This is a genomic window from Stenotrophomonas maltophilia (genome assembly GCF_003970865.1).
Lineage (GTDB): Bacteria > Pseudomonadota > Gammaproteobacteria > Xanthomonadales > Xanthomonadaceae > Stenotrophomonas > Stenotrophomonas maltophilia_AR.
This window is the reverse complement of the sequence record NZ_RXLZ01000009.1, coordinates 35,210-60,492: the sequence shown is the minus strand read 5'-3', so window position 1 is coordinate 60,492 and position 25,283 is coordinate 35,210. Positions and strand designations below refer to the sequence as shown.

The following is a 25,283-nucleotide window of genomic DNA, read 5'->3' as shown; positions in this document are numbered from 1 at the left end:
AATCAGCGCGCAAAACCGGCGATAATGGCGGCATGAGCGAACACCCACTTCCCGCCAGCGTGGCTGCCACGCTGGAACAGGGCCTGGCCAGCATGGGCCTGGACGCCGCGCTGGCGCCGCCGCTGCTGCGCTACCTGGCCCTGCTGCACCGCTGGAACGGCACCTACAACCTCACCGCCATCCGCGACCCGCAGGAGATGGTCACCCGCCACCTGCTCGATTCGCTGGCAATGCAGCCGTTCGTGGCTGACGGCAGCCTGGCCGACCTCGGTACCGGCCCCGGGCTGCCCGGCATCCCGCTGGCGATCGCCTGCCCGGGCCTGCAGGTCACCCTGGTCGAGAGCAACGGCAAGAAGGCGCGCTTCATGCGCGAGGCCGTGCGCCAGCTCGGCCTGGACAACGCCCGCGTGGCCGAATCGCGCGCCGAGGCGCTGGACGAGGCCGGTCGTTACGACCAGCTGACCGCGCGCGCGATGGACACCCTGGCCGGCATCGTCCGCGTCGGTGGTCACCTGCTGCGCCCCGGTGGCGTGCTGCTGGCCATGAAGGGCGTCTACCCGCATGAGGAGATCTCGGACCTGCCGGCTGGCTGGCAGGTGCGCGAGGTGACCCCGCTGAGCGTGCCCGGCCTGGCCGGCGAACGCCATCTGGTCACTGTTACAGGTCCCTGATTCCCGCCGCCAGCCCCTTGTGGAACAACGGGTTGGCGATTCACGATTTCCGCAAGGGGCCGGTTGTACGCATAATGACCGGTCCCAGCACACGTCGACGAGGCACACCCGCATGGCCCGCATCATCGCCATCGCCAACCAGAAGGGTGGCGTCGGCAAGACCACGACCGCCGTCAACCTGGCCGCTTCCCTGGCCAACGCACCCAAGCGCGTGCTGTTGGTCGACCTGGATTCGCAGGGCAACGCGACCATGGGCAGTGGCGTGGACAAGCGTGAGCTGGTCTCCTCCACCTACGATCTGCTGCTGGGCGAGTCCAGCGCCGCCGATGTGCGCGTGCAGACCGCCGAAGGCTACGACCTGCTGCCCGGCAACATCGACCTGACCGCCGCCGAGATCCAGCTGATGGCGCAGAGTGAGCGCGAGCAGCGGCTGAAGCGCGCGCTGGCACCGATCCGCGACGAGTACGACTACATCCTGATCGACTGCCCGCCGGCGCTGTCGCTGCTGACGCTCAACGCACTGGCCGCCGCCGATTCGGTGATCGTGCCGATGCAGTGCGAGTACTACGCGCTGGAAGGCCTGAGCGCGCTGGTGGAAACCATCGAAGCGCTGCGTGCCAACCTGAACCCGGCGCTGGAGATCGAAGGCGTGCTGCGCACCATGTTCGATGTGCGCAACAACCTGGCCAACGCGGTGTCGGCCGAGCTTACCGAGCACTTCGGCGACCGCGTGTTCCGCACCATCGTGCCGCGCAACGTGCGCCTGGCCGAGGCGCCCAGCCATGGCCAGAGCATCGTGGGCTACGACCGCGCCTCGCGCGGTGGCGTGGCCTACCTGGGCCTGGCCGGCGAGATCATCCGCCGCAACAACGAACGCAACAAGGCCGCCAAGGCCGTGGAGACCGTCTGATGACCAGCAGCAAGCCGGCAGCCAAGAAGCGAGGCCTCGGCCGTGGCCTGGATGCGCTGCTGGGTCCCAAGGGGGCGGTCAGCCAGGTGCAGGCCACCACCGCGGTGATCGAGCCGCTGCCGGGTGAAGTGCTGCGCAAGCTGGCCGTTGGCCAGCTGCAGCCGGGCAAGTACCAGCCGCGCCGCGAGATGGACGAGGGCAAGCTGTCCGAGCTGGCCGACTCGATCAAGTCGCAGGGCGTGATCCAGCCGATCTTGGTGCGCCAGCTGCCGGCGGGCAACTACGAAATCGTCGCCGGTGAGCGCCGCTGGCGCGCATCGCAGCTGGCCGGCCTGGACGAAGTGCCGGTGGTGGTGCGCGAGCTGGAAGACCGCACCGTCATCGCGATGGCGCTGATCGAGAATATCCAGCGCGAAGACCTCAACCCGCTGGAAGAAGCCGAGGCGCTGCAGCGCCTGATCAGCGAATTCACCCTGACCCATGCCGAGGCCGCCGAGGCCGTCGGCCGCTCGCGCGCGGCGGTGTCCAACCTGCTGCGCCTGCTGGAGCTGCCGGTGGCGATCCGCCTGCTGCTGGAAACCCGCCGCCTGGAGATGGGCCACGCCCGCGCGCTGCTGACCCTGGCTCCCGAGCTGGCCGGCAAGCTGGCGCAGGAAGCGGCCGATGAAGGCTGGTCGGTGCGCGAGGTCGAACGCCGTGCGCAGGCCTTCGCCGCCGGCAAGGTGCCGAGCAACCGCCCGGTGGCGACGCCGAAGGTGCAGCAGGCCGACATCGCCTCGCTGGAAACCGAACTGTCCGAAGCGCTGGGTGCCAAGGTGGCGATCAGCCACGGCCGGGGCGGCAAGGGCAAGCTGATCATCCATTACACCGACCTGGATACCCTGGACGGTGTGCTGGAAAAACTGCGTACGCGCCAGGGCTGAGCCCGGCGCAGCGACAAGGGGTGCGGCCTGTTCCCGCCGCGTCCTGCAGATGACAGGGAACGCACCGCCGCGTGTGCCGGGGGATGCACTGCTCTCCGGTCCGTGGCCTCATCCAGGGAACAGGACGTGAGCAACGAATACGAGGACATCAGCCCGGACGGCACCCAGATACTGGTACATCGCCGCGAAAAGGACTTCGCGCTCGCCATCGGCGAAGAAAAGCACATCGAGGCGATCAGCGCACACATCACGCATCATCTCGGGCCGATCGAGACGGTTCTTCACGAGCTCATCTCCGACCTGGTGCACATCGACGTGCACGTGGTGCCGGCCAATGAACACTGCCCGTACCTGCGCCTGGTCACCTCCGGCATGAGCGACCTGCCGATGACCGTGCCCGCCGAGGCGGATGCGGACGTGCCGCGCTACATGGAGCTGATGGTGACCCTGCCGGCCGACTGGCCGATGTCCCAGGATGCCTTCGAGGATGAGCGCAACTATTGGCCGGTGCGCCTGCTGAAGGGCATGGCGCGGCTGCCGCACGAGTACGACACCTGGTTGGGCTTCGGCCACACCATTCCCAACGGCCATCCCAGCGAGCCCTACGCGCCGGGCGTGGGTTTCGACGGCGCCATCGTGCTGCCGCCGGTGACTACCCCGGAGAACTTCGCCACGCTGGAACTGGACGACGGCAGGATCATCAGCTTCATGAGTCTGGTTCCGCTGTATCCGGAAGAGATGGACCTGAAGCTGAAGAAGGGCGACGACGTCCTGCTCGACCGCTTCGATGCGAAACAGATCAACGATGTGATCGAGCCCGGCCGCACCAACGTGGCGAAGAAGCGTTTCGGTTTGTTCTGAGACCGGTAACATCGGGGGCCTGAACTTCGTTTCCAGGCCCCTGTCATGACCATTCTGCTCACCGGCGCTGCCGGCTTCATCGGTGCCTACACCGCCCGCGCGCTGCTGGAGGCCGGCCAGCCCGTGGTCGGCCTGGACAACTTCAACGACTACTACGACCCGCAGATCAAGCGCGACCGCGTGGCCGCGCTGTGCCCGGCACTGGACCTGCGCACCCTGGACCTGACCGATCAGCAGGGCCTGGCGGCACTGTTCGACGAGGTGCAGCCGACTGCGGTGATCCACCTGGCTGCACAGGCCGGCGTGCGCTATTCGCTGGAGAACCCGCACGCCTACGTCGACAGCAACCTGGTCGGCTTCGTCAACATGCTCGAGCTGTGCCGCCACCGTGGCGTGCAGCACCTGGTCTATGCCTCCAGCAGCTCGGTCTACGGTGATTCGGCCACGCCGCCGTTCTCCGAGGACCAGCGCGTGGACCAGCCGCGCTCGCTGTACGCGGCGACCAAGGCCGCCAACGAGCTGATGGCCTACACCTACGCGCAGCTGTACGGCCTGCATGCCACCGGCCTGCGCTTCTTCACCGTGTATGGCCCGTGGGGCCGGCCGGACATGGCACCGCTGCTGTTCTCGCGCGCGGTGCTGGCCGGGCGGCCGATCGACGTGTTCAACGAAGGCCGCATGCAGCGCGATTTCACACATGTCTCCGACATCGTGTCGGGTATTCTCGGCGCGCTCGCGCATCCGGCCGATGGTCCGGTACCGCACCGGGTGTTCAACCTCGGCAACCATACGCCGGTCGAGCTGGAGCGCTTCATCAGCGTGATCGAGCAGGCCGCCGGTCGCCCCGCGCAGAAGGTCTACAAGCCGATGCAGCCGGGCGACATGGTGCGCACGATGGCCGATACCCGGCGCGCCCATGACGCATTCGGCTTCGACGCGGTGACCCCGATCGAAGAAGGGTTGCCCCCCGTCGTGCAGTGGTGCCGCGAGTATTTTGGCGATCGCGCCTGAGGACGGATCCTCACACAGCCGGATTCATCTTCGGATAACCTCGGCTTCGGAGAATGCGCGGTCTTTGTCCCCCTTTGGCCGAGTGCCTTATGAGCCAACCCGAGCTTTCCGTTGTCGTCCCGGTGTTCAACGAACGCGACAATGTCGCCCCGCTGGTTGCCGAAATCACCGCTGCACTGCGTGGACTGCTGCCGTTCGAGATCGTCTACATCGACGACCACTCGCGCGATGACACCCTGGCGGTGCTGCAGGGCCTGAAGGCGACCACGCCGGAACTGCGGGTGCTGCACCACGTGGACCAGAGCGGGCAGAGCACCGCCGTGCGCACCGGCGTCAAGCACGCACGTGCGCCGTGGATCGCGACCCTCGATGGCGACGGGCAGAATGATCCGGCCGACATTCCCAAGCTGCTGGCCGCGCGCGATGCGGCCGAGGCGCAGGTGAAGCTGTTCGCCGGCTGGCGGGTCAACCGCCAGGACAGCGGCAGCAAGCGCTGGGCCAGCAAGTGGGCCAACGCCATCCGTGCACGCATGCTGCGCGACGATACGCCCGATACCGGCTGCGGCATCAAGCTGTTCGAGCGCAGCGCGTTCCTCGACCTGCCGTACTTCGACCATATGCACCGCTACCTGCCGGCGCTGATGCAGCGTGCCGGCTGGAAGACCATCAGTGTGCCGGTCAACCACCGCCACCGCACCGCCGGCGTCTCCAAGTACAACAACCTGGGCCGTGCGCTGGTCGGCATTCGTGATCTGCGCGGCGTGGCCTGGCTGATCACCCGCAGCAAGCGCACTGCGGTGGAAGAGCGGTGATGGGCCTGGAACTGCACTGGCTCGACCAGCCGCTGACCTGGCTGTACTGGACCGGCCTGCATGTGACCGGCTGGAAGCTGATCGGCTATACCGGCGCGCTGATGTTCGGTGGCCGCTGGCTGGTCCAGTTCGTCGCGTCCAAGCGTGCGGGCAAGCCGGTGATCCCGCGGCTGTTCTGGTACATGAGCGTGGTCGGCAGCCTGATGACGCTGAGCTACTTCCTGTTCTCGGCCAAGCAGGACTCGGTGGGCGTACTGCAGAACCTGTTCCCGGCGTTCACCGCGCTGTACAGCCTGCAGCTGGACATCAAGCACCGGGGCTGGAAGCGGGACAAGGCGAGCCACTGAGGCCTGCGGGGCCCATCCTGTAGGTGCAGGCCTTGGTCGGCGCAGGTGTATCCGGGCCCGGCGCATCTACGCATGGCGTGGATCTACTGCTTGCCTGGCTACCGTGCCTGGTAGCTGCCAACCTTGGTTGGCACACGGGGAAATCCAGCGCCAACCAAGGTTGGCCGCTACCGGGGCCCGGCCTGCTGCGCAGGCAGGACCTTCGTCCCATGCCACGGACGGTGAGCGGTGCCATCATCGGGGTCTGCCTTCCCGGGAACCTGTGCTCGTGAAAACCCGTCTTGCTGTAGCCCTGCTGCTCGCCCTGTCCGCCCCCACCGTGGCCCTGGCCGCCGCGCCGCCCGCCACCGCCGCGCCGGCCAGCGTGGCCGCCGAATCGCCCGCCGACGCCGCCTTCCGCGCGCTGTACGAGAAGGAATGGAAGTGGCGCCAGCAGGGCGGCGGTGAGGCCAGCGAGGACGAGGACGCCCCGGCCAATGCTACCCGCATGCCCGACATCGGCCCGGCCGCGCAGCAGGCGCGCCTGAAGGTGTGGGACGAGACCCTCGCCGCGCTGAAGAAGATCGACCCGAAGACCCTGTCGCCCGACAACCAGGTCAACTACGCAATCTACCGCGACCAGGTGTTCAACCTGGCCGAAGAGACGCGTCTGCGCGGCTACGAGATGCCGTTCAACGCCGACTCCTCGTTCTGGTCCAACCTGTCCTTCATGGCCCGGCGCGAGATGAAGACCGTGCAGGACTACCAGAACTACATCGCACGGCTGAACGATGTGCCGCGCTACTTCGGCCAGCAGACCGAGAACATGCGTGCCGGCCTGAAGCGTGGCTTCAGCGTGCCGCGTGCCGTGCTCGATGGCCGCGAGGTCTCCATCGCCACCGTCGCCGAGCTGATGGATCCCACCGAGTCGCCGCTGTACGCGCCGTTCAAGAAGCTGCCCAACAGCATTCCGGCCGCCGAACAGGCCAGGCTGCAGGCACAGGCGCGTGAAGCGATCAGCGGCAAGGTGGTGCCGGCGTTCCAGCAGCTGCGTACCTTCTTCGTCAACGAGTACGTGCCGCAGGCGCGTACCACGCTGGCCGCCGAAGCGATGCCCGATGGCAAGGCGTACTACAAGCAGCAGATCCACGAATACACCACGCTGGACCTGTCGCCGGATGAGATCCACCGCATCGGCCTGGATGAAGTCGCACGCATCCAGAAGGAAATGAACGACATCATCAAGCAGGTGAAGTTCAAGGGCAGCTTCGCCGAGTTCCTGACCTTCCTGCGTACCGATCCGCAGTTCTACGCCAAGACGCCGGAAGAGCTGTTGTCGCGTGCCGCGTGGATCTCCAAGCGGGCCGATGGCCAGCTTGGCAAGTACATGACGCTGCCGCGCGCGCGCTTCACCATCGTGCCGGTGCCGCCGGACATCGCCCCGTTCTGGACCGCCGGCCGCGGTGGCATGGGCACCTACTGGCTCAACACCTACAACCTGCCGTCGCGCCCGCTGTACAACCTGCCGGCACTGACCCTGCATGAGTCCGATCCGGGCCACGCGCTGCAGGGCGCGATCGCCGCCGAGCAGAAGAACCTGCCCGAGTTCCGCCGCAACGCCTACATCTCCGCCTATGGCGAAGGCTGGGCGCTGTACTGCGAGAAGCTGGGCGTGGAAATGGGCATCTACGAAACCCCCTACGAGGATTTCGGTCGCCTGACCTACGAGATGTGGCGCGCCACGCGCCTGGTGATCGACACCGGCGTGCACAGCAAGGGCTGGACCCGTGAGCAGGCGCTGGCCTACCTGCGTGACCACACCGCGCTGAGCGAGCACGAAGTGACCACCGAAGTGGACCGCTACATTTCCTGGCCGGGCCAGGCGCTGAGCTACAAACTGGGCGAGATCGCCATCGTGCGCCTGCGTGCGCAGGCCGAGAAGGAACTGGGCGACAAGTTCGACATCAAGGGCTTCCACGACACCCTGCTCAAGCAGGGCTCGGTGCCGCTGCCGGTGCTGGAACAGCAGATCCAGGCCTACATCGCCGAACGCAAGAAGGCCTGACCGCTACCGGGTAGTGCCGGCCGCTGGCCGGCAACCTGCACGCACCGCGATCGTTCGACATTGCCGGCCAGCGGCCGGCACTCCCTCGGACCGGGAAACGGGGTCGGATCACAGGATCCGACCCCGTGGTCTTTCAGCCCACCGCCCGCGGCTTGGCCACCCGTGCAGCGAAGGTCGGCAGCACCAGCAGGGTCAGCACGGTGGCGGTGATCAGGCCACCGATCACCACCGTCGCCAGCGGCTTCTGCACCTCCGCACCGGAACCGCTGGCAATCGCCATCGGAATGAAGCCGACGATCGCCACCAGCGCGGTGGTCAGCACCGCGCGGATACGGCTGGAGGCACCGTTGATCGCCGCCATCATCGGCAGGTCACCGGCATCCAGGCGCTCGCGGATCGCCTGCATCAGTACCAGGCCGTTCAACGTGGCCACGCCGGAGACGGCGATGAAGCCAACCGCCGCCGACACCGAGAACGGCATGCCACGCAGCAGCAGCGCGAGGATGCCGCCGACCAGCGCCAACGGTACGCAGCTGAACACCAGAATGGCCTCCTTGCCACTGCGCAGGGCCATGAACAGCAGGCTGCCGATCAGCAGGAACACCACCGGCACCACCGTCGCCAGTCGCTTCTCCGCGCGCTGCAGGTTCTCGAACTGGCCACCCCAGGTCAGGTAGGCACCCGGCGGCAGCGCCACGTCGGCCACCGCCGCCTGCGCCTCGCCGACGAAACCGCCCAGATCGCGGCCACGCACGTTGGCCTGCACCACCACGCGGCGGCTGCCGTTGTTGCGGCTGATCTGGTTCGGCCCTTCGCTCACCGTGATGCGCGCTACCGATGACAACGGAATCACCAACCCCGAGGGCGTAGCAATCGGCAGCGAGGCCAGCTGGTCCGGATCGTTGCGCGAGGCATCGTCCAGGCGCACCACCACGTTGAAGCGGCGGTCGCCTTCGAAGATCTTGCCGGCCGCCGTGCCACCAATGCCGGTGGACAGTGCATCACTCACATCCGCAGCAGTCAGGCCGTACTGCGCCGCCGCCACGTGGTCGATTGCCACGTTGAGCGTAGGCAGACCGGAGATCTGCTCCACCCGCACGTCGGCCGCGCCGTTCACCGCACGCAGCTTCAGCGCCACCTGGTCGGCCACCTTCTGCAGCTGGCTGAAGTCATCGCCGAAGATCATCACCGCCAGGTCGGTACGCACGCCGGAGATCAGCTCGTTGAAGCGCAGTTCGATCGGCTGGCTGAACTCGAAGCTGTTGCCCAGCTGCTGCCCGGCCAGTTTCTCGAAGCGCGCCACCAGTGCTTCCTTGTCCAGCTTCGGATCGGGCCAGTCCTTGCGTGGCTTCAGCACGATCACGCTGTCGGAGATATTGGTCGGCATCGGGTCGATGGCCGCCTCGGCGGTACCGGTACGCGAGAACACGGTCTCCACCTCCGGCTGCTTGGCAATGGCCTTTTCCAGTGCCAGCTGCATCGCCAGTGACTGCTCCAGCGAGGTCGACGGCACGCGCAGGGCCTGCATCGCCACGTTGCCTTCGTCCAGCGTCGGCATGAACTCGCGGCCCAGCAGCGTGAACGAACCGATGCCCACCACCACCATCATCACCGCACCGGCCAGCACCGTACGCGGATGTGCCACGGCCTTGCGCACCACCGGTTCGATGCGCCCACGCAGCACGCGGATCAGCTTGGTTTCGTGCTCGCCGTCGTCCGCATGTGCATCGCCATCCTTCACCTTGGGCTCGCGCACCAGCAGCGCGGCCATCGCCGGCACGAAGGTGAAGGAGAAGATGAAGGCACCGACCAGGGCCAGCATGAAGGTCGCTGCCATCGGGTGGAACGTCTTGCCCTCCACGCCTTCCAGCGTGAGGATCGGCGCGAACACCAGCAGGATGATCAACTGTCCGAACGCCGCCGGACGCGCCATCTTCATTGCCGAATCGGCGGCCACGCGCAGGCGTTCCATTGCGGTCAGCGCACGGCCCAGTTCGGCGCGGCGCTGGCCCAGCATCAGCAGCGTCGACTCGACCACGATCACCGCACCGTCCACCAGGATGCCGAAGTCCAGCGCACCCAGGCTCATCAGGTTGCCGCTGATGCCGAAGCGGTTCATGCCGATCACTGCGAACAGGAACGACAGCGGAATCACCAGCGCGGTGATCGTCGCCGCACGCAGGTTGCCCAGCAGCAGGAACAGCACCACCACCACCAGCAGCGCACCCTCGGTGAGGTTCTTGGCCACGGTCTTGATGGTGGAATTGACCAGCACGCTGCGGTCCAGCACCGGTGCCGCCACGATGTCGGCCGGCAGCGACTTGTTGACCTGCTCCAGGCGCGCGGCCGCGGCCTGGGCCACGGTGCGGCTGTTGCCACCGGCAATCATCAGTGCGGTACCGAGCACGGCTTCGTGGCCGTTGCGGCTGGCCGCACCCAGGCGCGGCGCGCGGCTCAGGTCGACGTCGGCCACATCAGCCACGCGCACCACCACGCCATTGCGGGTCGCTACCGGGGCCTGCGCCAGGTCGTCGGTGGTCAGCGCCAGGCCGTCAGCTCGTACCACCAGGCCCTCACCGGCACGCTGCACGAAACCGGCACCGGCCTGCACATTGGAACGCTGCAGGGCAGTGACCAGGTCGGCCAGGCCGAGGCCATGCGCGGCCAGCCTGGCGCTGTCCGGATGCACGCCGTATTCCTTGACGTAGCCACCGACCGTATCGACGCCGGCCAGCCCCGGGCTGGAACGCATCTGCGGCGCGATGATCCAGTCCTGCACGGTGCGCAGGTAGGTCGCACGTTCTTCGGGTGTCCGCAGCAGGTTGCCTTCCGGCGTGCGGTAGACCTCGCCGGCCTGCCAGCCGGCTTCACCGGGCTTGGCCAGCTTGGCCGGATCGAACGCGGTGAAGTCCACCGTCCACATCAGCACTTCGCCGAGACCGGTGGTGACCGGCGACAGCATCGGCGACGCGCCATCGGGCAGGTCTTCAGACGCTTCGCGCATGCGCTCGGCCACCTGCTGGCGGGCGAAGTAGATGTCGGTGGCATCGGTGAAGATCGCGGTGACCTGCGAGAAGCCATTGCGCGACAGCGAACGCGTGGTGGTCAGGCCGGGAATGCCGGCCAGCGCGGTTTCCAGCGGATAGGTCACCTGCCGCTCGATCTGCTCCGGCGTCAGCGCCGGTGCCACCGTGTTGATCTGCACCTGGCGGTTGGTGATGTCCGGCACCGCGTCGATCGGCAGCTTGCCCAGCTGGAACAGGCCCACCGCGGCGATCAGCGCCGCCATGAACACCACCAGCCAGCGGTGGCGCACCGCTGTTTCAATGATCAGCTTGAACATGGTCGCCTCCTCAGTGGCCGTGCTCGGCTTCGCCCTTGGCCAGTTCGGCCTTGAGCAGGAAGGCGTTGCTGCCAACGATGCGCTCGCTGCCGGTCAGGCCACCGAGGATCTCGATGCGGTCACCGGCACGACGGCCAGCCAGGACCGGCTGCACCTTGAAGCCGCCTTCGACGGCGACGAACACCGCACTGCTGCCATCGACGTTCTGCACGGCATCGGCCGGGACGCTAAGCGAGCCGTCCTGGCCTTCGGTGACCACCACGGCCGATACCGGCGAACCGGCCGGCGGCAGCGACGCATCCACCGGCGTGGCACGGATCACCGCGACGCCGCCCTGCTGGCGGACATCGGCGGCCGAACCGGTGACGGTGGCGGTGAAGCTGCCACCCGGTACGCTTACTTCCAGCTTCATGCCGGGCGTGACCTGTGCGGCCAGCGCCGGCGGTGCGGTGAACACCAGCTCGTTCATCGTCGGGTCGGCGACGTCGGCCACCGCGCTGCCGGCGGCGACCACGCCACCCGGGGTGACCTGCACGTTGCCGACGATGCCGGCTACCGGGCTGGTGATGCGCACGCGACCGCTGCTGTCCGGCGAACCGTTGGCGGCGGCCTGGGCCTGCGCGGCGGCGGCCTGGGCCTGTGCCGCCAGCGAACGTGCGCGCGAGGTTTCCATTTCCTGGCGGGCGACCACGCCCTGGTCGACCAGCGCCTTGTCGCGGCCATAGGCCAGGCGCGCGGCTTCGGCTTCGGCCGATGCGGCCAGCGCATTGGCGCGGAACACCGCGGCCTCGCCACTCACCACGATGGCCAGTGCCTGGTTCTGCTTCACCGCCGTGCCCGGCGCGACCAGCACGCGCTCGACGCGGCCGGTCACCGTGGAGGCCACCGAAGCGCGGGCGCCCACGGTGGGCTCGACCCTGCCGGACAGCCGGGTCGAGCCACCACCACCGCGACCGATCGCAACCACTTCGATACCGGATGCCTTGATCTGTTCCGTGGTCAGCGCAACCACGCCTTCGTCAGCATCAGCGGGGGCCTTGGCGGCTTCCGCCTTGGCTTCCTTGCTGTCGGTCGCGTGGCCATGGCCATCGTCGGTGCCCGCCTTGGCCGCGGCGGGGTCTTCATTTGCAGGTGTCTGCGCGTTGCCAGCGCAGCCGGCCAGCAGGACGGTCAGCAGCACGCCGCCGATCAGCGGGAAAGTACGGGAGAGAGTCATGGGGCCTCCACAAAAGGTGCGCGCCCTTCAAGGCGGGCAAGATCGATTTCCGCGCCGACGCGCGACAGGCGCGCGTCCACGGCGGTGCCGCGGGCGGCGATGAGGGCGCTGCGGGTGCTGCGCAGTTCCAGCTGCGAGATGCGTCCGGCATCGAAGCCGACGCGGGCCAGGCGATACGCCTCTTCGGCGGCAACCACGCTTTCATCGGCGGCGCGGGTCCGGCTGCCGGCGGCTTTCAGTCCGGCTACGGCGGACAGGCGTGCGGCCTCGCTGTCGCGGCGCTGCTGGTCCAGGCGTGCTTCGGCCGCGCGCTGGTCGGCATTGGCGGCGCGGATGCCACCGCGGTTGCGGTCGAACAGCGGGATGCTGAGGCTGACCCCGAGGTTGTAGGCACGCTCGCCGCCTTCGCGGAAGCGGGTCTGCGCGGCGGTGACACTGAGGTCGGGCAGGGCGCGCTTGCGCTCCACGTCGACCAGCTTGCCCGCCGCATCGGCTTCGGCTTCGGCGATGCGCACTGCCAGTGCCACGTCGGTGGCGCCACGCGGCAGCGGCGGCGCACGGTCGAGCAGGCTGTCGTCGATCGCCTGCACCGGCGCATCCAGCAGCGCGGCTCCGGCCAGGCGGGCCAGCGCGGCATCGCGGAAGGCCTGCGCCTCATCCAGTGAAGCACTGGCGTTGGCCACTTCGCTCTGCGCCTGCACCGCGCGAAGCTGCGGCTCGCGGCCCTGCTTGACCATCGCGTTGACGGCGTTGGCGTCATCGCGGGTGAGGGTCAGCGCTTCTTCGGCCAGGGTGTAGCGGCGCAGTGCACTTTCCGCCTGTGCGTAGACCACCGCGAGCTGGCTGGCCACATCGCTGCGACTCTGCGCGCCACGCAGGTTGGCCGCCTGTGCCTCGGCGCGGGCGGCACGGACACGCGCGCCACGCTGGCCCCAGACCTCCAGCGGCTGGGACAGGGTGAGCACGGTATCGGCCTTGCCCATGCCGCCATAGGAGCCGGTGCCCCAGGCGTTTTCGGCGGAGTAGGAAAGGGAAGGGTTGGGCAACGCACGGGCCTGGTCGGCGCGCGCATCGGCGGCCTCGGCCAGCGCCGTACCCACACGGGTGCCGGGCAGCTGGTCCAGGCGTTCAAGCAGGGTGTCGTAGGAAGGGGCGGCTTGTGCCGACGCCTGCATTGCCGGGGCCAGGCCCAGCAACACGGCGACGACCAGCCCGGCCGCGCGCGGCGACCGAGGTGTCAGGATCGACATAGGGGGATTCCGGTTGTGAGTGAAACGGGAGCCCGCGATTGCGGGACGCGCTCAACTCACGCCCGGGGGGGACGCGTCAATTCATCCTGGGCGACCGCATAGGTTGCCACGTCGCCGGCATTCATCCAGCGCGCCGGCAGCGGCGTACCGAAGGCGGCGAAATCGTTCGCTGGCAGGCTCAGCGTGGAGTGATGGCAGTGGTTATGCGTGCAGGCACCCGTGTGCTTGCTGTCGCTGTCACCGCCTGCATCGTCCGCAAGGGACTCGACATGGGCGCTGCTGGCATGCGGTTCCACCGCACACACCAGTGCGTCGGCCACCGGCACGACCACGAATGCCGCCATCAGCAGCATCATCAGGTACGTACGCAGTTGGCGGGTGATCCGGCGCATGGAAGGGAGGCTAGCAAGCGGTTTTCGCCGGATACAATATCAATGGCCACCTCGGGAATTCGTCGGAACCTCCCGTTCAGGTGGGCCGCGCACGCCAGCTCTGGCAGGTGTCGACCTCCTGCCTTGGTGGGTGCCGACCTCCTTCTATGGTGGGTATCGACCTTCTGCCCTGGTGGGTATCGACCTCCTGCCTTGGTGGGTGTCGACCTTGGTCGACACGCTTTTCGACCCCACCACGCTGCCGGCCAGCGGCCGGCACTACCCATGTCACGGCAGCTTCGCGATCACCTTGATCTCGAACTGGAACCCGTACAGCCAGGTCACGCCGATACCGGTCAGGGTCGGGTGCGGCGCCTCGCCCCAGTACTCGGGCACGATCGCCCAGGCCTTCTCGAAGTTCGTTTCCGGGTCGACCAGGAACACGGTCACGTCGACCACGTCATCGAACGTGCAGCCTGCGGCGGCCAGCACCGCATTGAGATTCTCGAAGGCGCGGTGCACCTGCGTTTCGAAGTCCGGCTCGGGCGAGCCGTCCTCGCGGCTGCCGACCTGGCCGGAAACGAACAGCAAGCCATTGGAACGGATCGCCGGCGAGTAGCGGTTGCGCTCGTACAGGGCCTGGCGGCCGGCGGGGAAAACGACATCACGCTGTGACATGGGGAAGATCCCGTGGGAGAGAACGCCATCCTCCGCGCCAGCGCTGTCTGGATAAACCGCGATGATCGGCCTAGATTGATTGCCAATTCCAAACAATCATGGCCCGCCATGGACCGTTTCGAGGCGATGCGGGCGTTTGCCCGGGTGGTGGAGACCGGCAGCTTCACCCGTGCCGCGCAGACCCTGCAGATCAGCCGCACCACAGCCACCCAGCTGGTGCAGCAGCTGGAGGCGCACCTGCGGCTGCGCCTGCTCAATCGCACTACGCGCCGGGTCAGCGTCACCGCCGATGGCGCGGCCTACTACCCGCGCATCGCCCGCTTGCTGGCCGAGCTGGAAGAGGTGGAAGGCGGGCTGGGCGACGCGGCCACCCAGCCGCGCGGGCGCCTGCGCGTGGATGTGCCCGGGCCGTATGCGCGGCTGCAGCTGGTGCCGGCGCTGCCGGATTTCCAGGCGCGCTACCCGGAGATCCAGCTGGACATCGGCGTCAGCGACCGCGAGGTCGATGTCATCGCCGACAACGTCGACTGCGTGATCCGTGGTGGCACCCCGGCCGACCCGGCACTGGTGGCGCGGCCGCTGGCGGCGCTGCCGATCGGTTTCCACGCCAGCCCGGGCTATGTGCAGCGCTTCGGCCTGCCGGCCGACCCGCACGCGCTGGAAGGGCCCGATCACCACATGGTCGGCTTTCTCAGCCCGCGCAGCGGCCGTGCCCGAGTGTTCAATGCCCAGCGCGGCGATGAGCGCGTCGAGGTGCAGGGCCGCTATACGGTCGGCTTCGACGACGGTAACGCCTATCTGGCGGCTGCGCTTGCGGGGCTGGGCGTGGTGGCGCTGCCCAGCTATATGGCCGAGCCGCATGTGGCGCGTGGCGAGCTGATGCCGGTGCTGCAGGGCTGGCAGCTGCCGCCGATGCCGATGCACGTGATGTTCCCGCCGAACCGGCACATGAGCCAGCGGCTGCGGGTGTTCATCGATTGGGTGGTGGAGGTGTTGGGGTGACACGCACCGGGCGTGCGAAAATCACCACAGCACGCAACAGGAAACAGCCCCACGCATGAGTCGCATCGTCGCACTGGATACCGAAACCACCGGCATCTCCCACCGCCTGGGGCACCGGGTGATCGAAATCGGTGCCGTCGAACTGATCGATGGCCAGCTCACCGGCCGCCAGTTCCACACCTACCTGCAGCCGCAGCGCAAGGTCGATTGGGGCGCGCAGCGGGTGCATGGCATCAGCGATGCGATGCTGGTGGGCAAGCCACTGTTTTCCAGCAAAGCCGCCGAACTGCTCGACTTCCTGCGCGGCAGCGAGATGGTCGCGCACAACGCCACCTTCGATGTGGGGTTCCTGGACAACGAGCTGCGCCTGTCCGGCATCCCTGCCAGCTTGGCCCAGCATTGCCGCATCACCTGCAGCCTGAAGCTGGCGCGTGGGCGCTGGCCGGGCCAGGGCAACAAGCTGGACGATGTGCTGCAGCGCCTGCGCATTCCCGGCAACCGGGGCCTGCACGGCGCGTTGAAGGATGCCCATCTGCTGGCTCAGGTGATCCCGCACCTGCGTTGAGCCGGCCCGGCTCTACAGGGGAGCGGCCGTAGCATTCAGTCCCGGCCTGTGGGTAACTTGCGCAAGTGCTTGAACCCGTGCATAATGCGCGGCTCGCTGTGTCCGGTTTTCTACCGGGCGGCGCCCCCGGGAGCACGTCCCCGGCCGCCCAACGCCAGCGTAACCCTTTGATTCTCTTGACGTGTGGTGGGCAACCATCGAGGCCGCCGTCTCCCGGGCTACGGGCTGACACAACTTACTATCGAGGTGCGCAATGTCCCGCGTATGCCAGGTTTCCGGCAAGCGAGTGCAGACGGGTAACAACGTCTCGCACGCCAACAACAAGACCCGTCGTCGTTTCCTGCCGAATCTGCACGAGCGCCGCTTCTGGGTTGCCAGCGAAAACCGCTGGGTGAAGCTTCGTGTTTCCGCGCATGCACTGCGCACCATCGACAAGAACGGTATCGATTCCGTTCTGGCTGAGCTGCGTGCGCGCGGCGAAAAGGTCTGAGGAGTAGACGATCATGGCAGGCAAGCGCGATAAGGTCCGTATGATTTCGACCGCTGGTACCGGTCACTTCTACACGACCGACAAGAACAAGAAGAACACCCCGGGGAAGATGGAATTCTCCAAGTACGATCCGGTCGTGCGCAAGCACGTCCCGTACAAGGAAGGCAAGATCAAGTAATCCGCAAGGATTGCTGATCCCCGCGAAGAAACCCGCCCTTGTGGCGGGTTTTTTCATGCCCGATGTTCCCGTGGTGGGTGCCTGTGGGTGCCGACCGTTGGTCGGCATGCTCCCTCCACCCCCGGTAGGTGCCAACCTCGGTCGGCACATCTGTCCCGCCCTGGTAGGTGTCGACCTTGGTCGACACGCTGGTTCAAAGCAGTCGAGCGCAGCTCGACTCTACACACCCCGCTGGGCAGAATGGCCCATCACCTCCCGACGGGCGACGCGATGCTGTTCGAGTGGTTGCTGGGTTCGTACCTGCTGCTGATCGACTGGCTGATCCGGCTGGTCGCGCTGTGCTGGATCCCCACCCGCACCACGCCGGGTGCGGCGCGCAGCTGGCTGCTGCTGGTCGGCTTCGTGCCCCTGCTGGGCCTGCCGCTGTACCTGCTGTTCGGCCACCCGTGGCTGTCGCGTGAGCGCATCCGCCGCCAGGCCGAGGCCTCGCAGGTCATCCGCGAGGAGCAGGCGCTGCAGCATCGCCTGCGTTGGACCCCGCAGCCGGACACCGCCTGCGCCGAGATCGTGCCGCTGGTGCAGCGCCAGGGCGACTTCATGCCGGTGCACGGCAACGCGGTCGACCTGCTGACCGACTACGACGAATCGCTGCACACGCTGATCGCCGACATCGACCAGGCCGAAGACCGCGTGCACCTGCTGTACTACCTGATGTTCGACGACGCGGTGGGCGAGGCGGTGGTCGAGGCACTGCAGCGTGCCGCCGCCCGTGGCGTGCAGTGCCGTGTGCTGCTCGACGCGGTGGGTGCCAAGCGTGGCCTGCGTGCCTATCGCAAGCGCCTGCAGGCGCGCGACATCGAAGTGCGCGCGATGCTGCCCGGTGGCCTGCGCTGGCGCCGCAGCGGGCGCATGGACCTGCGCAACCATCGAAAGATCGCGGTGATCGACAACGAAGTGGCCTATGTAGGTTCGCAGAACCTGGCGGGCCCGCAGTTCGTGCCCGGCCACCCGAACCGCGAGCTGGTGGCGCGCGTGCGCGGCCCGGCGGTGGCGCATCTGGAAGCCGTGTTCGCCAGTGACTGGTACATGGAGACCGGCCAGCGCCTGGATGTGATCACCGATGTGCCCGAATGCGGCGACGATATCGCCACCCAGCTGCTGCCCAGCGGCCCGGCCTACCCGTACAGCAACGCGCGCGACGCGGTAGCCGCGCTGATCCATCTGGCACGGCGCCGGCTGGTGATGGTCACCCCGTACTTCGTGCCGGACGAAGCCACGCTCAGCGCCTTGCGCATTGCGGCGTTGTCCGGCGTGCAGGTGCAGCTGATCCTGTCGGCCAGCAACAATCAGCGGCTGACTTCGTGGGCGCAGGAGGCGTACTACGACGAGCTGCTGCGCTGTGGCGTGCGCATCGCCTTGTACGAACCGCAGTTCCTGCACGCCAAGCACATGAGCGTGGACGAGGACATCGCCGTGCTCGGTTCGATCAACATGGATATCCGCTCGTTCGCGCTGAATGCCGAAATCGGCCTGATCTGCTACGACCGCGCGCTGGTGCAACAGCTGTGCGCGATCGAGGATGGCTATCTGCGTGAGTCGCGGCAGCTGGATCTGCAGCAGTGGCGCAGCCGCCCCACGTGGCGGCGCAGCCGCGAGGGCATCGCACGGCTGGCCGATGCGTTGATGTAAGGCACTGCCGGCCGCCCATTTCGGCAATCCGGCCTGTCATCGCCGATGGCCTACAATCGGCACATGACTGATTCACCGCGTAATGGCGAACTGGACCTGGCGATCATCGGTGGTGGTGCGGCCGGGGTGCTGGTGGCGATCCAGGTATTGCGCCAGGCCAAGGCGTCGTTGGCGCTGGCCATCTTCGAACCCGCCTCGCAGCTGGCCCAGGGCATCGCCTATGCCACGCCGTGGCCGGAGCATCTGCTGAACGTGCCGGCGGCGAAGATGAGTGCGTTTGCCGACCAGCCCGGCGACTTCCTCGACTACCTGGTGGCCGCCAACGCTTACCCGGGCGAGGCGCGCGAGGTGCTGGGCGAGCGCTATGTGTGCCGCCACTACTTTGCTGCCTACCTGCAGCAGCGCCTGCAGGAGGCCGCCGCCGCCAGCCCGGCGCAGCTGCGGGTGATCGCGCAGCCGGTGCTGGGACTGCAGCCGGATGACCATGGCTACCGTCTGCAGCTGGGCGATGGCCAGGCGCTGCACGCCGCGCAGGCGGTGCTCGCCACCGGCAACAGCATGCGGCCGCTGCCGGTGGCCGGTGCCGAGGCACTGCCCGCCGATGACGTGATCGAGGCCTGGGACTACGACGGCGTACGCACCCTGGCCGGCGAGCAGGCCGTGGCCATCGTCGGGTCCGGCCTGAGCATGGCCGACACCGTGTTGGCATTGGTCGCCGCCGGCCACACCGGCCCGCTGCACGTGATCTCGCGCCACGGCCTGCTGCCGTTGCCGCATGCGCATGGTGGTCTGCCCACGTTCGACCCGGCTGCGCTGTTGCCGATGAACCTGCGCCAGCGCCTGCGCGCGTTGCGCGGGTTCGCACGCCAGGCACAGGCCGACGGCCTGCCATGGCAGGGCGTGATGGACCGTATCCGTCCGCACGGGCAGGCGCTGTGGTGCAGCCTCGATGAGGCCGACCAGCGTCGTTTCCTGCGCCATGTGGTGCGCTACTGGGACGTACATCGCCACCGCATCGCCGAAGAGGTGGACGCGCAGCTGCAGTCCCTGCAGGACAGCGGCCAACTGCGCATCCATCGGTCACGCCTGCAGCGCGTCTGGCGCGAAGGCGATGCCCTGCGGCTGTCTGGCCGCTCTCCCTCCGGCAATGAACAGCAGTGGACGATTGGCGGGGTGATCAACGCCACCGGTGTGGAAACCCGTGCCAGTGCACTGCGCAATCCGTTGCTGCAGCAGCTGCAGGCCGATGGGCTTGCCCGCCCCGGCCCACATGGGCTGGGCCTGGACAGCACGGTGCCGGGCGACCGCCTGCTCGCAGTGGGTGGCCAGCCGCAGGCGCGGCTGGGCGTGCTTGGCAGCCTGCGCATCGGCAGCCTGTGGGAAAGCCTGGCGGTGCCTGAACTGCGTCAGCAGGCGCAGGCACTGGCCACCCAGGTGGTCGCAGGAGCCGCGACGGCGATGCCGTAAAATGGGGGCATGGATGTCTCCCACCTGCTTGATGGCCTGAACCCGGCCCAGCGCGAAGCCGTCTCCGCTCCCCCCGGCCACCACCTGGTGCTGGCCGGTGCCGGTTCCGGCAAGACCCGCGTACTCACCCACCGCATCGCCTGGCTGCATGAAGTCGATGGCGTGCCGACCCACGGCATTTTCGCGGTGACCTTCACCAACAAGGCGGCCGGCGAAATGCGCCACCGCATCGACGCACAGCTGCCCAACGGCAGCCGTGGCATGTGGATCGGTACCTTCCACGGCCTGGCCAACCGCCTGCTGCGCCTGCACTGGCAGGACGCGAAGCTGCCCGAAGGCTTCCAGGTGATGGATTCGGACGACCAGCTGCGGCTGGTCAAGCGCGTGGTGCAGGCGCTGGAACTGGATGACGGCAAGTACCCACCCAAGCAGATTGCGTGGTGGATCAACGAACAGAAGGACGAAGGCCGTCGCCCGCAGCACATCCAGCCCGAGCCGCACGACGCGTGGCTGGAAACCATGCGCCAGGCCTACATCGAGTACCAGGCGCGCTGCGACCGCGCCGGCCTGGTCGACTTCGCCGAGCTGCTGCTGCGCGCGCACGAACTGCTGCGCGACAACCCGGCGCTGCTGGCGCACTACCGCGCCCGCTTCCGCGAGATCCTGGTGGACGAGTTCCAGGACACCAATGCCATCCAGTACGCCTTCGTGCGCGTGCTGGCCGGCGATTCCGGCCACGTGTTCGTGGTCGGCGACGATGACCAGGCCATCTACGGCTGGCGCGGTGCCAAGGTCGAGAACGTGCAGGGCTTCCTGCGCGACTTCCCGGGCGCGCAGACCATCCGCCTGGAACAGAACTACCGCTCCACCGCCAACATCCTCGGTGCCGCCAATGCGGTGATCGCGCACAACCCGGATCGCATCGGCAAGCAGCTGTGGACCGACAGCGGCGACGGCGAGCCGATCGACCTGTACGCCGCGTACAACGAGATGGACGAGGCGCGCTACATCGTCGAGCGTGCTCGCCAGTGGGTGCGCGATGGCGGCAGCTACACCGAAGTGGCTGTGCTCTACCGCAGCAACGCGCAGTCGCGCGCGCTGGAAGAAGCGCTGCTGAGCGAACAGGTGCCGTACCGCGTGTACGGCGGCATGCGCTTCTTCGAGCGTGCCGAAATCAAGGACGCGCTGGCCTACCTGCGCCTGCTGTCCAACCGCAACGATGACGCCGCCTTCGAGCGCGTGGTCAATACGCCCACCCGTGGCATTGGCGATCGCACGCTGGACGAAGTGCGCCGCGAGGCACGCGCGCAGGGCATTTCGCTGTGGGAAGCGACCATGCTGGTCACCCAGGGCAGCACGCTGGCCGCACGCGCGCGCAATGCGCTGGCCGGTTTCCTGGTGCTGGTCAACGAGCTGCAGGCGCAGACCCTGCACATGACCCTGGCCGAGCGCGTGGACCATGTGCTGGCGCGCTCGCAGCTGCGCGAGCATTGGAGCAAGGAAAGCCGCAACGCGCTGGACTCCGAATCGCGCACCGACAACCTCGACGAACTGGTCTCGGTGGCCTCGCGCTTCGTGCGCCGCGCAGACGATATCGAGGAAGTGGGCGAGGACATGGATGAGCTGGTGGCCTTCCTGGGCTATGCCGCGCTGGAGGCCGGTGAGGGCCAGGCGCAGGCGGGCGAGGAGGGCGTGCAGCTGATGACCCTGCACTCGGCCAAGGGCCTGGAATTCCCGCTGGTGTTTCTGGCTGGCGTGGAAGAGGGGCTGTTCCCCAGCGCACGTTCGCTGGAGGAAAGCGGGCGGCTGGAAGAAGAGCGCCGCCTGGCCTACGTCGGCATCACCCGCGCGCGCCAGAAACTGGTGCTGAGCTATGCCGAGTCGCGCCGCATTCATGGCCAGGACAACTACAGCCTGCCATCGCGCTTCCTGCGCGAGATTCCGCGCGAGTTGCTGCACGAAGTGCGCCCGAAGGTGCAGGTCTCGCGGCCGGCCTCGATGGGCGCAAGCCGGGTGATGGGCCATGCCTCGATCGAGGCACCGCCGCTGAAGCTCGGCGCGCTGGTCACCCATCCCAAGTTCGGCGAAGGCATGGTGACCGACTACGAAGGCAGCGGCGCCCACGCTCGCGTGCAGGTCGAGTTTGCCGATGCCGGCAGCAAGTGGCTGGTGATGGCCTACGCCAACCTGACGGTGATCTGATCACCGCAGGCATCCTGTAGAGCCGAGCCCATGCTCGGCTGCCTGTACCGGGAAAATCAGCCGAGCATGGGCTCGGCTCTACAAGGGCGAGTACCCATGACCCGCAACGTGCTCTTCCTCTGTAGCCAGAACCGCCTTCGCAGCCCGACGGCCGAGCAGGTATTCGCCGATTGGCCGGGCATCGAGACCGCCTCGGCCGGGCTGCTGGCCGACGCCGAGGAAGTGCTCAGCCCGGAGCTGCTGCAGTGGGCCGACCTGGTGTTCGTGATGGAGCGCGCCCACCGCAACCGGCTGTCCAGCCGCTACAAGGCCTGGTTGAACGGCAAGCGGGTGATCTGCCTGGATATCCCGGATGACTACGACTACATGGACCCGGTGCTGGTGGAGTTGCTGAAGCGCAAGGTGGCGCCGTTCCTGCGTTGACGGGATGTTGTGGAGCCGAGTCCATGCTCGGCTGCTTCTGGCGGGAAAGGCAGTCGAGCAAGCTCGACTCTACAATGGGGCCTGACATCTTCCAGGAACGCCCCCATGACCGAACCCACGCTGTACGTCACCGTGAAGTTGAACGCCCGACTGCAGCCGGAGCATCGCCACGAACTGTTCGAGGATCCGCTCGACGCGTTGCTGCAGGCGGCCCAGGTGGGCGAGCTGACTGGCGGCGGCACCGCGATGTCCGACCTCGGTGAGGTCGAATACGGTGATATCGAAGTTGCCCTGGTCGATGCGGCCGGCGTGCCGAAGCTGATCGACCTGCTGGAACAGCTGGGTGCGCCGAAGGTTTCGCAGCTGCAGGGTGCGGGCGAGGCCGACCGCAGCTTCGGCGTGACCGAGGGCCTGGGCATCTACCTGGATGGCCTGAACCTGCCGGACGAAGTCTACGAACAGTGCGATTCGAACCACGTGTTCGAACAGCTGTCGGAGAACATCGACGGCCTTGGCGAGATCTGCAGCTGGTGGCAGGGCCCGACCGAGACCGCGCTGTACATGTACGGCGAATCGTTCGAAGCGATGCGTGATGCGATTGCCGAATTCGTGGCCAGTTATCCGCTGTGCCAGAACGCACGCGTGGTGCAGATCGCCTGAAGATGGGGGCGCCGTAGAGTCGAGCTTGCTCGACTGCCTTTTGTGAGCAGAAGCAGTCGAGCAAGCTCGACTACGGCAGCAGGTTATCGGCCGGCTGACTGCCGGGCGTTGTCGCGCTGGGCAAGATCCTTGCCCAGATAATAGCCGCCGCAGAACAGCACGAAGGCGGCGATGAGGCTCCACAGGATGATCCTGAGCGTTCTTGGTGGTGTCGGCTTGCTGTCCTGCATGCGGGGTCTCCCAGGGCGGCCCGATACCGCTTGGTCAGCATGCGCCGCGGTCAGTGGGTACGCAAGCCGGCGGTGCGCACACGCCGCTGCGCGGCGCCGGATTGATCCTGCTCAAGGCGCGCCCTGCACATCCGGTGTGCAATGGTGTTGTTCCCATCTGGCAGACCGCCACGGAGCCCCACCATGTACAAGCGCATCCTGATTGCCACCGACGGATCCGAGCTGGCCGACAAGGGCCTGGCCAAGGGCCTGGAGCTGGCCAAGGACCTCAACGCCGAGGTCGATATCGTGACCGTTTCCGAGCCGTGGGCCGTCGGCATGTACGACGCCATGGGCTGGAGCGTGGGCTACATGAACAGCCCCGAGTACAAGGCCGACCGCGAGGAAGGCGCGCAGAAGGTGCTGCAGCCGGCGCTGGCCAAGGCCGCCGAGCAGGGCATTACCGCCAATCCGGTGCATGTGCTGGACCGCTATGCGGCTGACGGCATCATCGAGACCGCCGGCGAGCGCAATAGCGACCTGATCGTGATGACCTCGCATGGCCGCCGTGGCGTGACCCGCGTGCTGCTGGGCAGCCAGACTGCCGAGGTGCTGGCACGCAGCACGCTGCCGGTGCTGGTCATCCGCTGATTCAAGCGTTCCCGGGGAGGGGACCCGACGCCGGCCGCAGGATGCGCGCCGGCGTCACCTTTTGTGGGCCGCACAAACGGCCATCCACGCATGGCGTGGATCCAATACCGCGGTTCCGGTAGATCCACGCCATGCGTGGATGCGGCCAGGCCCCTCATGAAAGGTGCATTGGCTGGCCGCGGCAGGCACGGCGCCACTGCGCCGGTGACATCCCATAACGGGCCTGGAAGGCACGCTGGAACTGGCGCTCCGAGGCGAAGCCCACTTCATACAGCAGCCAGGTGACGCTGCAGCAGGGGTCGCGGTCGAGGTGGCGGTGGGCCAGCCACAGGCGCCGTTCGCGGATGTAGCGGGCGACCCCGCCCAAGGCCTGGAACAACCGGTACAGCGTGGGCCGCGAGAGCGCGAAGGCATCGCGGATCATGCGCTCGTCCAGTTCGCACTCACCCAGGTGCGCATCGATGAAATCGAGGATCCGCCGCAGCCGCGGATCGGAAGGCGAGGCCGCCGACGCCGACGGCAGTGAAGCAAAGGCAGCGGTACCAAGGTCGGCGGCAAGTACGCCGACCAGCGAGGGGCAGTGCTGGAGTGTCATGGCAGCGTCTTCACGGCCCATCCCCTGGGCCTGTCCTGTCGATACCGACAGTTGCGCTGAAAACCCATCATCGGCCCGCCGCGAACCCCGGCGACCACGCTGAGACGAATTGTCGGGAGGCCTGCGTGGCGGTCTCCCAGACTTGCCCGGCATCGAGGCCGACGCCCGCGGGCGCCCGGCACGACCCGTTTCCATCGGAGGCCAGGCCATGGCGAACAGCCAGAAGTTCATTGCCCGCAATCGGGCACCGCGGGTGCAGATCGAGTACGACGTTGAGGTCTACGGGGCGCAGAAGAAGGTACAGCTGCCCTTCGTGATGGGCGTGATGTCCGACCTGTCCGGCGCCAACGCCGGCGACCTGCCGTCACTGGAAGAGCGCAAGGCGCTGGAGATCGATGTCGACAACTTCGACAGCCGGCTGCAGTCGATGAAGCCGCGGGTCGCCTTCAGCGTGCCAAACACGCTGACCGGCGAAGGCAGCCTGAGCGTGGACATCACCTTTGAGAGCATGGACGACTTCTCGCCGGCCGCCGTGGCGCGCCGCGTCGAGCCGTTGGCCAAGCTGCTGCAGGCGCGTGCGCAACTGGCGAACCTGGATACCTACATGGACGGCAAGGCCGGTGCGGAGGCGTTGATCGCGCAGGCGATCCGTGACCCGGCGCTGCTGCAGGCACTGGTCGCCGCGCCGAACAGCGATGGCAAGGACGGGGAGTAA

Annotated in this window: 26 protein-coding genes; 19 read left to right on the top strand and 7 right to left on the bottom strand. The window is 67.5% G+C overall.

The annotated features are described in order from the left end of the window. The first annotated feature begins 32 nt into the window (after positions 1-32). From rsmG to EKL94_RS04675, 8 genes are all read left to right on the top strand, one after another. Positions 33-671 (top strand): 16S rRNA (guanine(527)-N(7))-methyltransferase RsmG, encoded by a 639-nt coding sequence (gene rsmG, locus EKL94_RS04710; protein ID WP_126928189.1) that lies wholly within the window; start codon positions 33-35, stop codon positions 669-671. Positions 672-783: 112 nt separating this feature from the next. Next, positions 784-1,581, top strand: a complete 798-nt coding sequence (locus tag EKL94_RS04705; protein WP_032128472.1) for a ParA family protein — start codon at positions 784-786, stop codon at positions 1,579-1,581. Then, positions 1,581-2,504, top strand: a complete 924-nt coding sequence (locus tag EKL94_RS04700) for a ParB/RepB/Spo0J family partition protein (protein ID WP_019338308.1) — start codon at positions 1,581-1,583, stop codon at positions 2,502-2,504. Before EKL94_RS04705 ends, EKL94_RS04700 begins: the two co-directional genes overlap by 1 nt. A 126-nt stretch (positions 2,505-2,630) precedes the next feature. Then, on the top strand, positions 2,631-3,365 hold the full coding sequence (locus tag EKL94_RS04695; RefSeq protein WP_126928188.1) for a suppressor of fused domain protein: 735 nt from the start codon (positions 2,631-2,633) through the stop codon (positions 3,363-3,365). 45 nt (positions 3,366-3,410) lie between these two features. After that, positions 3,411-4,376, top strand: coding sequence for an NAD-dependent epimerase/dehydratase family protein (locus EKL94_RS04690; protein WP_126928187.1), 966 nt, complete (start codon positions 3,411-3,413; stop codon positions 4,374-4,376). Positions 4,377-4,465: 89 nt separating this feature from the next. After that, positions 4,466-5,188: a glycosyltransferase family 2 protein gene (locus EKL94_RS04685; RefSeq protein WP_126928186.1), complete on the top strand. Its 723-nt coding sequence runs from the start codon at positions 4,466-4,468 to the stop codon at positions 5,186-5,188. Beyond that, positions 5,188-5,535: a lipid-A-disaccharide synthase N-terminal domain-containing protein gene (locus EKL94_RS04680; protein WP_057500910.1), complete on the top strand. Its 348-nt coding sequence runs from the start codon at positions 5,188-5,190 to the stop codon at positions 5,533-5,535. Before EKL94_RS04685 ends, EKL94_RS04680 begins: the two co-directional genes overlap by 1 nt. A 268-nt stretch (positions 5,536-5,803) precedes the next feature. Next, on the top strand, positions 5,804-7,579 hold the full coding sequence (locus EKL94_RS04675) for a DUF885 domain-containing protein (protein ID WP_126928185.1): 1,776 nt from the start codon (positions 5,804-5,806) through the stop codon (positions 7,577-7,579). A gap of 133 nt (positions 7,580-7,712) precedes the next feature. Here EKL94_RS04675 and EKL94_RS04670 read toward each other — a convergent pair whose 3' ends face one another. The 5 genes from EKL94_RS04670 to EKL94_RS04650 form a co-directional block, all read right to left on the bottom strand. Continuing rightward, positions 7,713-10,922 (bottom strand): efflux RND transporter permease subunit, encoded by a 3,210-nt coding sequence (locus EKL94_RS04670; protein WP_126928184.1) that lies wholly within the window; start codon positions 10,920-10,922, stop codon positions 7,713-7,715. Between the two features lie 10 nt (positions 10,923-10,932). Further along, positions 10,933-12,138 carry an efflux RND transporter periplasmic adaptor subunit gene (locus EKL94_RS04665; RefSeq protein ID WP_126928183.1) on the bottom strand — a complete coding sequence of 402 codons (1,206 nt, stop codon included), beginning with the start codon at positions 12,136-12,138 and terminating at the stop codon, positions 10,933-10,935. Next, positions 12,135-13,388, bottom strand: coding sequence for a TolC family protein (locus EKL94_RS04660; RefSeq protein ID WP_126928182.1), 1,254 nt, complete (start codon positions 13,386-13,388; stop codon positions 12,135-12,137). Before EKL94_RS04660 ends, EKL94_RS04665 begins: the two co-directional genes overlap by 4 nt. Before the next feature lie 56 nt (positions 13,389-13,444). Next, positions 13,445-13,780, bottom strand: coding sequence for a hypothetical protein (locus EKL94_RS04655; protein WP_006402574.1), 336 nt, complete (start codon positions 13,778-13,780; stop codon positions 13,445-13,447). Between the two features lie 267 nt (positions 13,781-14,047). Continuing rightward, a complete protein-coding gene (locus EKL94_RS04650; RefSeq protein ID WP_126928181.1) occupies positions 14,048-14,437 on the bottom strand; it encodes a RidA family protein in 390 nt (129 codons plus the stop codon). 108 nt (positions 14,438-14,545) lie between these two features. On the opposite strand from EKL94_RS04650, the gene EKL94_RS04645 reads away from it, so the two are divergent. From EKL94_RS04645 to EKL94_RS04605, 9 genes are all read left to right on the top strand, one after another. Further along, positions 14,546-15,439 carry a LysR family transcriptional regulator gene (locus EKL94_RS04645; protein WP_126928180.1) on the top strand — a complete coding sequence of 298 codons (894 nt, stop codon included), beginning with the start codon at positions 14,546-14,548 and terminating at the stop codon, positions 15,437-15,439. A 55-nt stretch (positions 15,440-15,494) separates the two neighbouring features. After that, positions 15,495-16,004, top strand: coding sequence for a DNA polymerase III subunit epsilon (gene dnaQ, locus EKL94_RS04640; RefSeq protein ID WP_126928179.1), 510 nt, complete (start codon positions 15,495-15,497; stop codon positions 16,002-16,004). A 253-nt stretch (positions 16,005-16,257) separates the two neighbouring features. Continuing rightward, positions 16,258-16,494 (top strand): 50S ribosomal protein L28, encoded by a 237-nt coding sequence (gene rpmB, locus EKL94_RS04635; RefSeq protein WP_005411638.1) that lies wholly within the window; start codon positions 16,258-16,260, stop codon positions 16,492-16,494. 10 nt (positions 16,495-16,504) lie between these two features. Next, entirely contained in the window at positions 16,505-16,672 is a 168-nt protein-coding gene (gene rpmG / locus EKL94_RS04630) for a 50S ribosomal protein L33 (protein ID WP_170272460.1), read from the top strand. A gap of 270 nt (positions 16,673-16,942) precedes the next feature. After that, the gene (gene cls / locus EKL94_RS04625; protein ID WP_126928209.1) at positions 16,943-18,361 is read left to right on the top strand and encodes a cardiolipin synthase; all 1,419 of its coding nucleotides are present in this window, start codon (positions 16,943-16,945) and stop codon (positions 18,359-18,361) included. A 45-nt stretch (positions 18,362-18,406) separates the two neighbouring features. Next, positions 18,407-19,828, top strand: coding sequence for an FAD/NAD(P)-binding protein (locus tag EKL94_RS04620; RefSeq protein ID WP_126928178.1), 1,422 nt, complete (start codon positions 18,407-18,409; stop codon positions 19,826-19,828). Positions 19,829-19,837: 9 nt separating this feature from the next. Continuing rightward, positions 19,838-22,030, top strand: coding sequence for a DNA helicase II (uvrD, locus tag EKL94_RS04615; RefSeq protein ID WP_126928177.1), 2,193 nt, complete (start codon positions 19,838-19,840; stop codon positions 22,028-22,030). A gap of 96 nt (positions 22,031-22,126) precedes the next feature. Continuing rightward, on the top strand, positions 22,127-22,453 hold the full coding sequence (locus EKL94_RS04610) for a low molecular weight protein tyrosine phosphatase family protein (protein WP_057500899.1): 327 nt from the start codon (positions 22,127-22,129) through the stop codon (positions 22,451-22,453). Positions 22,454-22,558: 105 nt separating this feature from the next. Beyond that, entirely contained in the window at positions 22,559-23,113 is a 555-nt protein-coding gene (locus EKL94_RS04605; protein WP_126928176.1) for a hypothetical protein, read from the top strand. An 83-nt stretch (positions 23,114-23,196) separates the two neighbouring features. Here the strand turns inward: EKL94_RS04605 and EKL94_RS22335 are convergent, their stop codons facing one another. After that, positions 23,197-23,343, bottom strand: coding sequence for a hypothetical protein (locus EKL94_RS22335; RefSeq protein ID WP_185829990.1), 147 nt, complete (start codon positions 23,341-23,343; stop codon positions 23,197-23,199). Positions 23,344-23,526: 183 nt separating this feature from the next. Here EKL94_RS22335 and EKL94_RS04600 point away from each other — a divergent pair, with 183 nt between their 5' ends. Continuing rightward, positions 23,527-23,973: a universal stress protein gene (locus tag EKL94_RS04600; RefSeq protein ID WP_005411629.1), complete on the top strand. Its 447-nt coding sequence runs from the start codon at positions 23,527-23,529 to the stop codon at positions 23,971-23,973. 154 nt (positions 23,974-24,127) lie between these two features. Here the strand turns inward: EKL94_RS04600 and EKL94_RS04595 are convergent, their stop codons facing one another. Then, on the bottom strand, positions 24,128-24,568 hold the full coding sequence (locus EKL94_RS04595; RefSeq protein WP_440086869.1) for a helix-turn-helix domain-containing protein: 441 nt from the start codon (positions 24,566-24,568) through the stop codon (positions 24,128-24,130). Positions 24,569-24,776: 208 nt separating this feature from the next. Between EKL94_RS04595 and tssB the strand changes: the two genes are divergently transcribed. Then, a complete protein-coding gene (gene tssB, locus EKL94_RS04590) occupies positions 24,777-25,283 on the top strand; it encodes a type VI secretion system contractile sheath small subunit (protein WP_126928174.1) in 507 nt (168 codons plus the stop codon).

What these genes read in the sequence shown, in the direction of transcription:
- rpmB (WP_005411638.1), top strand. Translation starts at nt 16,258, where the DNA reads ATGTCCCGCGTATGCCAGGTTTCCGGCAAGCGAGTGCAGACGGGTAAC.
- tssB (WP_126928174.1), top strand. Translation starts at nt 24,777, where the DNA reads ATGGCGAACAGCCAGAAGTTCATTGCCCGCAATCGGGCACCGCGGGTG.
- EKL94_RS04685 (WP_126928186.1), top strand. Translation starts at nt 4,466, where the DNA reads ATGAGCCAACCCGAGCTTTCCGTTGTCGTCCCGGTGTTCAACGAACGC.
- uvrD (WP_126928177.1), top strand. Translation starts at nt 19,838, where the DNA reads ATGGATGTCTCCCACCTGCTTGATGGCCTGAACCCGGCCCAGCGCGAA.
- EKL94_RS04700 (WP_019338308.1), top strand. Translation starts at nt 1,581, where the DNA reads ATGACCAGCAGCAAGCCGGCAGCCAAGAAGCGAGGCCTCGGCCGTGGC.
- cls (WP_126928209.1), top strand. Translation starts at nt 16,943, where the DNA reads ATGCTGTTCGAGTGGTTGCTGGGTTCGTACCTGCTGCTGATCGACTGG.
- EKL94_RS04690 (WP_126928187.1), top strand. Translation starts at nt 3,411, where the DNA reads ATGACCATTCTGCTCACCGGCGCTGCCGGCTTCATCGGTGCCTACACC.
- EKL94_RS22335 (WP_185829990.1), bottom strand. Translation starts at nt 23,343, where the DNA reads ATGCAGGACAGCAAGCCGACACCACCAAGAACGCTCAGGATCATCCTG.
- rsmG (WP_126928189.1), top strand. Translation starts at nt 33, where the DNA reads ATGAGCGAACACCCACTTCCCGCCAGCGTGGCTGCCACGCTGGAACAG.
- dnaQ (WP_126928179.1), top strand. Translation starts at nt 15,495, where the DNA reads ATGAGTCGCATCGTCGCACTGGATACCGAAACCACCGGCATCTCCCAC.
- EKL94_RS04595 (WP_440086869.1), bottom strand. Translation starts at nt 24,568, where the DNA reads ATGACACTCCAGCACTGCCCCTCGCTGGTCGGCGTACTTGCCGCCGAC.
- EKL94_RS04605 (WP_126928176.1), top strand. Translation starts at nt 22,559, where the DNA reads ATGACCGAACCCACGCTGTACGTCACCGTGAAGTTGAACGCCCGACTG.
- EKL94_RS04660 (WP_126928182.1), bottom strand. Translation starts at nt 13,388, where the DNA reads ATGTCGATCCTGACACCTCGGTCGCCGCGCGCGGCCGGGCTGGTCGTC.
- EKL94_RS04600 (WP_005411629.1), top strand. Translation starts at nt 23,527, where the DNA reads ATGTACAAGCGCATCCTGATTGCCACCGACGGATCCGAGCTGGCCGAC.
- EKL94_RS04670 (WP_126928184.1), bottom strand. Translation starts at nt 10,922, where the DNA reads ATGTTCAAGCTGATCATTGAAACAGCGGTGCGCCACCGCTGGCTGGTG.
- EKL94_RS04665 (WP_126928183.1), bottom strand. Translation starts at nt 12,138, where the DNA reads ATGACTCTCTCCCGTACTTTCCCGCTGATCGGCGGCGTGCTGCTGACC.
- EKL94_RS04705 (WP_032128472.1), top strand. Translation starts at nt 784, where the DNA reads ATGGCCCGCATCATCGCCATCGCCAACCAGAAGGGTGGCGTCGGCAAG.
- EKL94_RS04620 (WP_126928178.1), top strand. Translation starts at nt 18,407, where the DNA reads ATGGCCTACAATCGGCACATGACTGATTCACCGCGTAATGGCGAACTG.
- EKL94_RS04655 (WP_006402574.1), bottom strand. Translation starts at nt 13,780, where the DNA reads ATGCGCCGGATCACCCGCCAACTGCGTACGTACCTGATGATGCTGCTG.
- EKL94_RS04645 (WP_126928180.1), top strand. Translation starts at nt 14,546, where the DNA reads ATGGACCGTTTCGAGGCGATGCGGGCGTTTGCCCGGGTGGTGGAGACC.
- EKL94_RS04610 (WP_057500899.1), top strand. Translation starts at nt 22,127, where the DNA reads ATGACCCGCAACGTGCTCTTCCTCTGTAGCCAGAACCGCCTTCGCAGC.
- EKL94_RS04650 (WP_126928181.1), bottom strand. Translation starts at nt 14,437, where the DNA reads ATGTCACAGCGTGATGTCGTTTTCCCCGCCGGCCGCCAGGCCCTGTAC.
- EKL94_RS04680 (WP_057500910.1), top strand. Translation starts at nt 5,188, where the DNA reads ATGGGCCTGGAACTGCACTGGCTCGACCAGCCGCTGACCTGGCTGTAC.